The sequence below is a fragment of the Streptomyces ureilyticus genome (assembly GCF_011045025.1).
Classification (GTDB): domain Bacteria; phylum Actinomycetota; class Actinomycetes; order Streptomycetales; family Streptomycetaceae; genus Streptomyces; species Streptomyces ureilyticus.
Genome location: NZ_JAAKZX010000264.1, coordinates 1 through 11,200 on the forward strand (window position 1 = coordinate 1; position 11,200 = coordinate 11,200).

Annotated in this window: 10 protein-coding genes and 3 pseudogenes; 9 read left to right on the forward strand and 4 right to left on the reverse strand. The window is 67.4% G+C overall.

The window, feature by feature from the left end; genetic code table 11:
• Positions 1-122: 122 nt before the first annotated feature.
• Both G6048_RS42665 and G6048_RS42670 read left to right on the forward strand, forming a co-directional pair.
• Positions 123-419 (forward strand): annotated as a pseudogene (locus G6048_RS42665) (integrase core domain-containing protein); the annotation flags it as partial.
• Between the two features lie 33 nt (positions 420-452).
• The gene (locus tag G6048_RS42670) at positions 453-683 is read left to right on the forward strand and encodes a hypothetical protein (RefSeq protein ID WP_165344993.1); all 231 of its coding nucleotides are present in this window, start codon (positions 453-455) and stop codon (positions 681-683) included.
• A 153-nt stretch (positions 684-836) separates the two neighbouring features.
• Here G6048_RS42670 and G6048_RS48965 read toward each other — a convergent pair whose 3' ends face one another.
• Positions 837-1,226 carry a hypothetical protein gene (locus G6048_RS48965; RefSeq protein WP_206342825.1) on the reverse strand — a complete coding sequence of 130 codons (390 nt, stop codon included), beginning with the start codon at positions 1,224-1,226 and terminating at the stop codon, positions 837-839.
• A gap of 321 nt (positions 1,227-1,547) precedes the next feature.
• Between G6048_RS48965 and G6048_RS42680 the strand changes: the two genes are divergently transcribed.
• The 4 genes from G6048_RS42680 to G6048_RS42695 all read left to right on the forward strand — a co-directional run bounded on the left by G6048_RS42680 (position 1,548) and on the right by G6048_RS42695 (position 3,582).
• A complete protein-coding gene (locus G6048_RS42680; RefSeq protein ID WP_328828619.1) occupies positions 1,548-1,910 on the forward strand; it encodes an ArsR/SmtB family transcription factor in 363 nt (120 codons plus the stop codon).
• Positions 1,907-2,440, forward strand: coding sequence for an SRPBCC family protein (locus G6048_RS50500; protein WP_165344995.1), 534 nt, complete (start codon positions 1,907-1,909; stop codon positions 2,438-2,440). Before G6048_RS42680 ends, G6048_RS50500 begins: the two co-directional genes overlap by 4 nt.
• A 2-nt stretch (positions 2,441-2,442) precedes the next feature.
• Positions 2,443-3,003, forward strand: a complete 561-nt coding sequence (locus G6048_RS50505; protein ID WP_165344996.1) for a TIGR03086 family metal-binding protein — start codon at positions 2,443-2,445, stop codon at positions 3,001-3,003.
• 375 nt (positions 3,004-3,378) lie between these two features.
• Positions 3,379-3,582 (forward strand): cold-shock protein, encoded by a 204-nt coding sequence (locus tag G6048_RS42695; protein ID WP_033318262.1) that lies wholly within the window; start codon positions 3,379-3,381, stop codon positions 3,580-3,582.
• 678 nt (positions 3,583-4,260) lie between these two features.
• On the opposite strand, the gene G6048_RS42700 is transcribed toward G6048_RS42695, so the two are convergent.
• Complete coding sequence (locus G6048_RS42700; protein ID WP_328828623.1) at positions 4,261-7,518, reverse strand: NACHT domain-containing protein; 3,258 nt, start codon at positions 7,516-7,518, stop codon at positions 4,261-4,263.
• Positions 7,519-8,104: 586 nt separating this feature from the next.
• On the opposite strand from G6048_RS42700, the gene G6048_RS42705 reads away from it, so the two are divergent.
• From G6048_RS42705 to G6048_RS42715, 3 genes and pseudogenes are all read left to right on the forward strand, one after another.
• Positions 8,105-8,836, forward strand: a complete 732-nt coding sequence (locus tag G6048_RS42705; protein WP_235991017.1) for a Mu transposase domain-containing protein — start codon at positions 8,105-8,107, stop codon at positions 8,834-8,836.
• Positions 8,833-9,638 (forward strand): annotated as a pseudogene (gene istB, locus G6048_RS42710) (IS21-like element helper ATPase IstB). The gene G6048_RS42705 and the pseudogene istB overlap by 4 nt, the downstream one beginning before the upstream one ends.
• 634 nt (positions 9,639-10,272) lie before the next feature.
• Positions 10,273-10,584: an STAS domain-containing protein gene (locus tag G6048_RS42715; protein WP_328828629.1), complete on the forward strand. Its 312-nt coding sequence runs from the start codon at positions 10,273-10,275 to the stop codon at positions 10,582-10,584.
• Positions 10,585-10,731: 147 nt separating this feature from the next.
• Here G6048_RS42715 and G6048_RS42720 read toward each other — a convergent pair whose 3' ends face one another.
• Together G6048_RS42720 and G6048_RS42725 are read right to left on the reverse strand one after the other, a co-directional pair.
• The gene (locus G6048_RS42720; RefSeq protein WP_165344999.1) at positions 10,732-11,097 is read right to left on the reverse strand and encodes a DUF4259 domain-containing protein; all 366 of its coding nucleotides are present in this window, start codon (positions 11,095-11,097) and stop codon (positions 10,732-10,734) included.
• A gap of 13 nt (positions 11,098-11,110) precedes the next feature.
• Positions 11,111-11,200: pseudogene (locus tag G6048_RS42725) on the reverse strand (IS5/IS1182 family transposase); the annotation flags it as partial.

An 11,200-nucleotide genomic window follows, 5' to 3' on the forward strand; every position in this document is an offset into this window, starting at 1 on the left:
CGTCGCCATGGCGATCAACAACCGGCCCCGCAAGACCCTCGGCTGGCGGACACCCGCCGAGGTCTTCGAAGAGCAGCTACGCTCGCTGCAACAGCCCGGTGTTGCAACGACTGGTTGAACTCGCCCAGTACACCTCGACCGCGTTCGCCCAGGTCTGCGACCGGTACGGCGTCCGCAGGAGCATGGGCAAGGTCGGCTCGAGCTATGACAACGCCCTGGCCGAGAGTTTCTGGCAGGGCCTGAAGAGGGAGACGATGCACACGAAGCTGTTCCCGACGATGAGCCAGGCCAGGCTGGAGATTTTCGCGTGGCTCACCTACTACAACGCCCGACGCCGGCACAGTGCACTGTCCTACCTCTCCCCGATGGAGTTCGAACAGCAGCACCACAGGACAGCTAAACTCTCACTCGCCGCATGAACCCCTGTGTCCACACTCCGGGGGTCACCTCACATGGCCCACACCCCCACGCCGGAAACCCTGGCCGCACTCAAAGCACACGGGCCCCGACCCGCGGTAGCAGCTATGTCGGCCCGCCTCACCCCCGAGGCCGCCGCCACCATCCTCAGGTCCCCGTTCGACTACCCCATGGCCTTCGTGCTCGAAGCGGACAAGGCGGCACGCAGCGGCGTGGACGCCTATCTGGCGGATGTAGCCGACGACGCCAAATGGTTCACCTCCTGACCGACCACCCCGCACAAGCCGTGCCCCTCGCGCGCGTCAGCACCAGTCCGATCACCCGCGCGAGGACACGTAGGGGGGTCGTGCCTGGGAAGCGCCCAGACCGGCGCCCGCATCGGGGTGCTTCGGGCAGGGCGAGCCTATCCAGGTGTCCGGTCAGGCCTTCTTTGACGGCGCCGAGCGTTGTGCCTGGCGAAGGTGGTCGCGCAGCTGAGTACGCAGCCGGGGCAGAGGAACGCGAGCGCCCAGAGCGGTAAGGAACTCCGGGACGCTCCACGTGATGAGGCCACCCTGGCGGGACAGGTACAGGCCGACCCGGTCGATGGCGTACGCGTCGTCGTAGTCGAAGCTGAACGAGCGCACCGGCAGGCAGTGGACCGGCGAGCTGGCGACGAAGGCGGTGGACTGGAAGACCGACACCCCGGCGACCGGGCAGGAGTAGTCCTCCACGTCACCGATGGCGACGCGCAGTCCGTGAATGCCCTCCAGGATGGCGATGACGGACTTCGGTCCTGTCCAGGGCTCGCCGGATTCGCTCGGCCTCACCCCTTTCAAACACCAGGTGAGCGCTGAGCATGCCGGCCGCCGAGGACGTGGCCCGGCATGGCGGAGGTTCCCCCTCTTCCTTCGGGCGCATGAGTTGTACCACAGCGCGCTGCAAACCGGTGGATCCTGACTCCCGTCGGCTGCCTCCTTGCACACTTCCTGCGCAGGACGCCGTGCCCGGCGACGGCACGGTCGGCTGACGCCCGGCAGCGGATGCCTCTCGCCGTGCGGACGGCACACTGCTATTCAACCGATTGGTTGACGAGCCGGAACCTCGGGCGTAAGGTATTTAACCAAGTGGTTGAATATGAGAGGTGCGAAGTGGCCGACGACCGACTGTCGCTGGTGTTCTCCGCGCTGGCCGACCCCACTCGGCGCGACATCGTGGCCCGGCTCGCCGCCGGGGACGCCACGGTCAACGAACTGGCCGAGCCGTACGAGGTCACGGTGCAGGCCGTGTCCAAGCACATCAAGGTCCTGGAGGACGCTGGTCTGGTCAGTCGCAGCAGAGACGCCCAGCGGCGGCCCTGCCACCTCGAGGCAGAGGTCTTCGACCTGATGACCAAGTGGATCGAGCGATATCGGCGCAAGGCGGAGGACCGTTTCCTCCGACTCGACGCCCTCCTTGGACAGATGGGCGAGCAGCCGGCGACGGACACCCAGGGGAAAGAGGCGGCATCATGAGCACCACCGACACGCAACACCGCAACGAGACGCGGATCGTCGCCGACCCGCATCTGCCCACGATCGTGATCATCCGAGAGTTCGACGCTCCGCCGGAGCAGGTGTTCCGGGCGTACACCGACCCCGATTTGGTCGTCCAGTGGCTCGGCCCGCGCCGGCTCACGATGCGGATCGACCAGTACGACGCACGCAGCGGTGGCTCCTATCGCTATGTGCATCGCGACGAGGACGGAACCGAGTACGGCTTCCACGGTGTGTTCCACGAGGTGCGCCCCAACGAGCGCATCGTGCAGACCTTCACCTACGAGGGCTTTCCGGACGGGGTCAGCCTGGAGACGGCCGTCTTCGAGGACCTTGGTGGTCGCACCCGGGTAACCGGCAAGTCGCTCATGGACTCCATCGAAGCCCGCGATTCGATGCTCAAGAGCGGCATGGACTACGGCGTCTGCGAAGGCCACGAGCGGCTTGACGAACTGCTCGGCAGCCAACAGAGCAACAGCGTCGACCGGCACAACGAGACAGGATCTTGATCATGGCAGCGAGAACAGCAGCCGATGAGCACCGCACCGTGGCACGCGTATTCACCGACCGCGTACACGGCACGGATCCAGAGGCATGGGACAACCCGGCGCCGTGCGAGGGGTGGGCCGCCCGGGACGTCGTCCGTCACCTCGTCGAGTGGTTCCCCGCGTTCCTCAAAGCCGGCGCCGGAGTCGAACTGCCGAAAGGGCCCTCAGTTGACGACGACCCGGTGGCTGCCTGGGCGATGCACCGCGACGGAGTGCAGGCTCTCCTCGACGACCCGGCCACCGCACACAAGCTGCTGTCGAACCCGCACATCGGTGAGATCCCACTGGACCAGGCGGTCGACCGGTTCTACACCGCCGATGTCTTCATGCACACCTGGGACCTGGCACGGGCTACCGGCCAGGACGAACACCTCGATCCCGCCAAATGCGCCCAGTTGCTCGACGGGATGCTGCCGCTCGACGACGTGCTCCGTGCGAGCGGGCAGTACGGCCCGCGGGTCGCAGTGCCGGAGACAGCCGACGTCCAGACTCGCTTGCTCGCCTTCATCGGCCGCAAGCCCTGACGCGCCGGAAGGCACCGTCGGCAGGTCCGGCGCAGGCATCCACGATCACTGGGACTCGTGTGGTCATGCCCGCCATCTTGCCTGCCACCACTGACGTCATGGGATGACGTGCGCAGAGGAGCGTCTGGCCCGCCACCGGCGGGCCCGCCGTTTCCCATGCGACAGCCGGGGAAAGCGCAATCGATCCGCGGCCGCGCCGATAGCGGCTGCCGACCGCGCGGTGTAGCGTCGGTATCCAGCTGTCGTGGTTCCGAAGTCCCGTTCGCCCGTGATCACGATCATGGGCGTTCTTGCTGTTCAGCGCCTCTCCGGACCAGGACCGTCACCTCCCGGGTCTGCAGGGTTCGAGCCCGGGGTTCCTCGAAGGAGCATGCCATGGCCAAGGGCACAGTGAAGTGGTTCAACAGCGAAAAGGGTTTCGGCTTCATCGAGCAGGAGGGCGGCGGACCTGACGTCTTCGCCCACTACTCCAACATTGCCGCTCAGGGCTTCCGCGAGCTTCAGGAGGGGCAGAAAGTTGAGTTCGACGTCGTGCAGGGCCAGAAGGGCCCGCAGGCGGAGAACATCCGCCCGGCGTGACCACAGCGCCCCACCAGATGGAAGGCCAACACTGGGGCACCTACCAGGTGAGACAACCGTCTCAACTCAACGTGAAGCGGCTGCCGAGGAACGAGTAGCCCCTACGACGCCAGCGTGCTGAGCCTGACGATCCCGGTCGCCGAGCAGGCAGCCCCGCAAGATTACCGTCAGCGCCGGTCAGGGCCGCCAGCAGATCAGCAGCGACCGCCGAAGTCCCCGCCGGTCGGGTTATGTCCGTGCGGGCCTTGACCTGGTCAAGGCCCGAAACGTCAGTCAAACATGCGGGGCGATGCCGAGGCCGCCCCGCATGGGCATGACGCTCCGCCCCGGCAAGCTGGCGTCAAAAGGCCGCCACACGGCCCCGACGTGCAGCTGGCACGCGGAAACGGCTGGATAACGTCGAACAGCATCACATTCGGCGCCACCTCCCGCCCACAGCGATGACCGTGTCCTGGCCCTGGGTGCCTCGTTGGGCCGATCGAGTGATGTCAGCGCCACTTCCAGGCCAAGTGCCCCGTGTTGAGCTGCGATTTCATCGCTCCCTCTCCGTTCGTCGTCGTGGGTGTCGTGGGCCAGTGATCTCGAAGCCGGCTTACGCTGCGGTCGAACGGAGCACGCCGTCGTCCGCCGGTCCGCCGAGGTACGGGAGGAGTTGCAGAGCGCTGCGGCGAGGATGAGTCATCTGGGCCGGGTATTGTTCTGGGCCCGCTGTCCCATCCGCTCCCAGAATTGCCTGAGTTCGGCGACGTCCGTGCGTCGCTGCCACCTTGCTTCGGGATAGAAGAGGGACCGCGACCGGGACAGCAAGGTGGACTGCGCACGGCAGAACGCCTCGCTCAGCTCGACCCGGTGGCTGTCGAGGCCTTTGGGCGGGTAGGGACACAGCTCGAAGGCACAGTCGTCGCGGCAGTTGGAACCCGCCTGCGAGGCCGCCGTACGGACGACGGTACGGCCCGGGTCGAGAGGGCTGCGGTCCCGGGTCAGGCACGGCGGCAAGTCCGGCCGGTTGGTGTGCTGAAGGCGCCGGAATCGGTCTTTGGGCCAGTCGCCCCGCTCGGCGAGGTTGAGCAGCAGGAGCGCGTCGGCGAGGAGTTGCTGGGCGCGCGGGTGCAGAGCGCTCCAGCCGGTGGAGGGCGGGATCCACAGGTGGTGTTTGCGGGCCTCGCCGTGTGGGGCTGTCTGCGAGCCGACCTGGCCGGCGACGCCGGACTCATCGATCCACAGGAACCGTTCGGGCTGCCCGGTCTGCATGGCCCAGACGCACAGTTCGGCGGCCGCCTCGACGAACGGGTGCTCCGGGTGGCCGTCCGGGCGTGTGAGCCATTGGCGGACCTGTTCTGCGGGATCGGAGCCGTGGTCGCGCCTGGGGCGTGTCACCGTAACGCCGTCGGGCAGGTCCCAGAGGGTCAGCGCGTGTAGCAGCGTCAGGCGTGTGAACCAGAACCGGGTGCGTTTGATCATGTCCCATGCCTGCGCGGTCAGATACTCACGGGCCTGCGGACGGGCGTGCGGATGGCGGTGGCGGCGGTTGGCTGCGTACTTGAAACCTTGGGCCAGAGCTACTTCAAGGGTGAGGTCAAGGGGGGGTGCGATGCCTTGTTTCGCCGTGCCCACTCGCTGCACCCAGCCTTCGAGGATCTCGTAGGGGGTGTCCTGATGACGGTGGATGGCGACCGAACCCACCAGCAGGGGAACGAGCCAAGCGCACATGGTGTTGTCTCGCCACTCCTGCTCCTCCTCCTCGCGTTCCGTCTCCTCCCGCCTACGCTCCTCGCGTAGCTGTTCGTGCCGTTCCTGCTGCTCACGTTTGGTGCGGGCGACATCGCCCCCGGCCTGACGGCGTCTCCTGCTTTTCTGTTCCGCGACGGCCTCGGGCTGCTGGCTGCCCCAGACTTCCACCATCCATTCGGACGCGCGTTCCATCGGTTGTTCTTGGGCGAGCTGCGGTCCGCGTAGACGGGGCTGGAGTACTTCGAAGGCGCTGTCGCCACCGGCTCCGATCTCCTGCGCGATGGCGACGCGGATGGGGTACGACGGCTCAAGTCGCGCAATCTCGAACAGTTCCGGGTAGGCGGGCTGCAGGGTGTGTCTGCGGACGACGTCGCGCATCGCCTCGCCGAAGCGGGACACCAGAAGCGCTTTCGCCACGCGCAGGGTGCGCGGGTCGCGTGCGCGCAGATCCGACCAGGAAGTGGCCAGCTCCATGGCGATCCGATGCTGCTGCGGTTCGGCGTCGACGCTATCGATTTCCAAGGCGGCCGCGTACAGCTCGAGTGCTTTGGTGTGCAAGAAGCGGCCGAAGAGGCGCTGCTCATTCGAAAGCTCGCCTCCGGAGACCTGTCCGTCGGGGGATCGCGGCTGGCCGCCCGTGACCATCTGCGCCCGGCCGGCGGCGTTCAGCAGGAGATCACGCGTGGCGGACACCGGGCACCACACCTCCCCGTCGCCGTGCTCCTCTTCATGGACGCACGAACCGTCAGGTGTACGGGAGTACAGCACCATGGCGATCAGCAGTTCCCGCCCCGGCTTCACCAGTGCAGCAGGGAAGTACGACCCGTCCCTCGGTTCCTCGGGCACGTTCGGATGGATCACGGCGTTCATGAACCGCGCCCCGAGGTGGGCCTGGATCACGCTGTGCTGGAAGCGGACCCCCTCCCCGCCGAGCTCCACGAGCCCCATCCGGGTGCCCCAGTGCGCGGCAAGGCGAATGTCCAGTTGGCTTCCCTCCACTCTCTTCACCAGTTCCTGGAGGATCTCGGGGCACGAGGAGCGCTGTTCGTCGGCCAAGTCTGTGAAGGGCACTTCGGACGAGTCTGTGGACAGTCCGGCGCACGCCAGCGCGGACAGGTAGTCGATCGCCGCCCGGCGTTCCTCCCGGCTGAGCGGCAGTTCGGGATGGAAGCGCCCGCTGATGAGGGCGTTGATCCAGGTGTCGAGCAGGTGGAAGCGGAGCGCTGCCCGGTCCCCGCCACGCGTCTCTACGGCCTCTTCCTCCTTGCGTTCCAGCAGCCCCACCTCGTGTAGTTCTTTGGCGATCTGCAGGTAGGTGGGCGCCTCGGCGATGCCGGCCTTCTCGACGATCCAGTCCAGGCGCTGCCGGTCCTCCCACGCACTGCCGGAGGAAATGTAGGTCAGGGCGGCCTCCTCGCTCAGCGGCTCCAGGTCGGTGATGGACGCCTCCATCCCCCTCAGCGAGTTGTGCGGCCGTGCGGTGATGACGAGCGGCAGTCCCTCGTCATTGGCCTGTCGGATCGCCAGCCGGATGATGGTGTCGCGCTCCTCCGCCAGATCCTCACCCGTCAGTGCCTCGTCCAGGCCATCTGCGAGGACGACGATCCGTCCCTGCTGGCACAGTCGCCGCCACACCTTCTCCCCTTCGGACTCGGACCGAATGCGGCCCTGCATCTCACGGCAAAACCGTTCGAATGCCAGCTGCCGGAAGTCGAGCTCAGTTTCGGCACCACGCAGCCGCAGCGGCACGGGCACGGCGTTGCAGCGGGCGAGTTGCTCCGTCAGCAGCACGACCAGGGCCGTCTTGCCCGCTCCTACGCCCCCTGCCACAAGGTGTGTACGGCGGCATCGGGGGTTGCGGAGGTCCTCCATGAGGACCTGACAGAGCTGGTCGCGGCCGACCACCTTGCCGAAGATGTCGCCTGCCGTCTCCACGAGCTTGTGCGGCCCTTCGCGGGCCTTCTTGAGATACGTCCTGCGTAGGTGGGTGAAGCGGAACAACAGGTACCCGACCGTGACCAAGGCGAGGGTCAGGAGCGGCATGAAGATGGTCTGGAGGATGTCGCAGGAGAGTTCGCTCTTGCCACATTGGCGGTCGGCCCACCTGACGGGTGACCAGAATTCCTTGTCCCCGTCTTTCGCCAGAGTCACCGCGGCCGTGACGGCCAAGAACAGCAGGATCAGCACGCCCAAGAAGGCCAGCACGAGCAACGGGTAGTGCCACCCGCTCCTGCGGACTCGCCATTTCCGAGCCGGGTTGTATCCCTGCTGCGTCAGCCGACGCGAAACACCTCTGCCAATGCTCACCCCATGACTGATTCCATGCCAGCCCCGCTTTCGGTGCGAGCCTTCCGACATTCACCCGCGCGGCGCTGCGGCCCGTCCCGCGGCCGTTGCCTGGACGGCCGAAGGCGGGCCTCGTTGGCCTCGCTGTCGGCGACGTCCCAGCAGGTTCCGTCCACGGCCAGCAGCCGCAGACCCCGCCAGAAGGCACCCGGCGTCGCTTCGGTGGCCATCAGCTTGGCGGTCGTGGCGAACAGCACCCGCAGCGGCTCGGATCCCAGCCGCTGCCGGGCCCGAAACAGCGATCAGGACTGCGCTCCGCCGGCGAGGGGATGCGAGCCTCGCAGGACCAGCCGGAGGCTCCAGCCGCGGAGCCGGATCCGCCCGTTCCGTAGGCAGGCCCGGTCACCGGGCCCCGTCGGCTGATCGCTCACTCCGGCCGTGCCAGGGCCGAGCATGGGCACTGACCGGCCCGGCCGCCGCTTTTGCCGCTCGCTCGACCAGCGAGATGCCGCTCCGCACTGAAGCGCTCCGGGAGTTCGAGACCGGGCTGGTGTCCTCGCTGCGGGTGAACCGCTACAGCCAGGTCAGCGTGCGCACCAACCACTACTCGGTGCCGGTGCGGCTGATCGGCCGGATGGTGCGGGTCGTGCTGCACGCCTCCGAGCTGGTGGTCTACGACGCGCACAAAGAGGTCGCCCGCCACGAGCGGCTGATCGCCAAGGATGGCTCCCGGCTGGAGCTGGACCACTACCTGGAGGCGCTGGTCCGCAAACCCGGCGCACTGCCCGGGGCGACCGCGCTGGACCAGGCCAGGTCGGCGGGCAAGTTCACCCCGGTCCACGACGCCTGGTGGCAGGCGGCCTGCACCGCCCACGGCGACGTGGAGGGCACCCGGGCGCTCATCTCCGTCCTGCTGCTGCACCGGCACATGGTCCACGAGCACGTGGTGGCCGGGATCGCGACCGCGCTGCGGGCCGGCGCGCTGACCGCCGACGCGGTCGCCCTGGAGGCCCGCAAGTGGGGCGAGGCCGACCAGGGCGCCGAACAGCCAGCCGACCAGGACATTCCGCCGCGCCGGGTGGACGGCGGGGCGACGGTGACCTCGCTGACCGAGCGGCGCCTGGCCGCGCTGCCGCCCGACCCCAGGCCGCTGCCGTCGGTGGCAGCCTACGACCAGCTGCTGCGATTCCGCCGGCGTCCCGCCGACGGCCAGGCATACCAGGAAGAGGCACCGTGACCGCCAAGCGCAACCGCGGACTGACCGAACAGGCCGCCGACACCGCCGTGGACCAGGCATGCCGGATGCTCCGGCTGCCCACCATCCGCACCCAGTACCCCGAACTCGCCGAAGCCGCCGCCCGCGACCAGATGACCTATCGCGGATTCCTGGCCGAACTGCTGCTGTCCGAATGCGACGACCGGGCCCGCAGGCGCTCGGAGCGCCGCATCAAGGCGGCGGGCTTCCCGCGAGAGAAGTCGATCCGGCAGTTCGACTTCGACGCCACCCCGTCATCGATGCTGCCGCCATCCACACCCTCGCCAAGTGCGACTGGGTCAAGAAGGGCCTGCCGCTGTGTCTGATCGGCGACAGCGGAACCGGCAAGTCGCACCTGCTCATCGCGCTGGGCACGGAGGCGGCGATGCACGAGTACCGGGTGAAGTACGTGCTGGCCACCAAGCTCGTCAACGAACTCGTGGAGGCCGCCGACGAAAAGCTGCTGGCCAAAACCATCGCCCGCTACGGCCGCGTCGACCTCCTTTGTATTGATGAACTCGGCTATATGGAACTTGACCGCCGCGGGGCGGAACTGCTGTTCCAGGTTTTGACGGAGCGTGAGGAAAAGAATTCTGTGGCGATCGCCTCCAACGAATCTTTTGGAGGCTGGACCAAAACCTTTACGGATCCACGGCTCTGCGCGGCCATAGTGGACCGGCTGACGTTCGGCGGGAACATCATCGAGACCGGCACCGACTCCTACCGGCTGGCCGCCACCCGCGCCCGCGCCGAACAGCAAGCCGCCGCGACAGCCGCGGGCTGACGAAGACGGCCCCGTCCTACCGGGCCGGGCGCGTCGGTGGCTTTTCGGCCGGCCGGAGAGGCGTCGCCGTCATCCGGGAAGCCGCACGTCCTGCCCTTGGGGGTGCAGTCCGCAGGCCCCCTGCACGGGGCCAGTGCGGCAGTCGAGGACTTCGCGGGGAATAGCCTCCTCCTGCCCTCAGCAGAGGTGATCGAAAAATGACATTCATGCCAATTTCGAGAACTTCGCCACCGTAGTCAGCTAATTGCTCTATGTTGGTAATTGTAGCCTCTCCGCGCCAGCCAGGCGTCGCCGTCGCAGAGGCCCCATTCCGCAGCAGAGTGAGCCTGCGGAGCACGAGCGCCGGGCCCCGCATCCACTCCCGCGGATGCCGCTGAGGCCCGGACCGTCCCTCGGGGCAGATCGACGCCGGACTGGCCCATGCCCCCGGCAGCTTGGAGGGAGTGCTCCGTGGCGCCCCAGGGGGCCGCGCCGCACAGGGCACGAGGCCTCCGCGCCGACGCGGCGGCCTCCGCCATGACACCCGACGTGCGGTTTCTCATCTCTTCGCGCTGTCCGTGCCGTGGTGCAACGCGCAAGGAGATGAAACCCGATCAGCAATCCCTGGCCCGTCCCCCGGTCCGCCTGCCGCGTGGTGCGCATGTGCGGAGAATTCGACATCTCCAGCTTCCCCCAACTCACCATCCTGCTGCGGGGAACCTGCCAGCAGACCCGGGACGCCTGGCTCATCGTCGACCTGCGGCCGCTCACCTTCATGGACTCCACCGTCCTGCGCGAGCTGAGCACCGCGCAGGAACACTGCGAACAGGCCGGCCACGGACTGCGCCTGGTCTACGACCAGCCCTTCATCAGCCGGCTCCTGGCCCTCCACGGCGCAACATCACAGTTCCCGCGATACGTCACCCCCGACAACGCCTGGGCCGGACGTCAGGCACCCAAGCACTGACCGACACGGGCACAACCCTCACAGCGGGGCCACCCTGTGGAGTCATTTCTCACCAACAAAATGGGCTCCGCCACGGACCAGGTGGAGTCAGAACTGACCTACAAGTGGAGTCCACCGTCAGGCTCTGGTCCACTTCGTGTGGCGCGGTTACAGCTCGTGACCAATCGGTCCCCGGGCTTCCGCGATCCGTTGGACTTCGTGGCGCCACTGAGCGGCGTCGGAACTGTCCACCCAGCCGGTCAGCAGTTCCGATCCGTCTTGGAGTACACGTTGCAGAGCGAGCACGGCTGACGAGCGGAGAGCCAACGGAAGCTGCGGCAGAGGTTCTCTGGGTCCGTCATCAGGGTCGATCACAATCCCGCTGCCCGGGATTGCGCTGGCAACGAGAGCCGCGGCGGCCACCGCTTCGGTGCCGGTGCCGCCGTCCACGCGTGCTCCGGAATCTGTGACTCGCTGGAATGCTTGCTCGAGCACTTCGATGACCTTCTGAGAGGGCGTTTGAGGTAGGCAGATTGCCCTTGATGCCCTAGTAAGTTCCTCGCCAGGTGGGGGTGGTCTCGTCCGTTATGCGCCTGGCGAGGTTGTCGACCGAGGCGATGTGGATCATGGCTTCGGA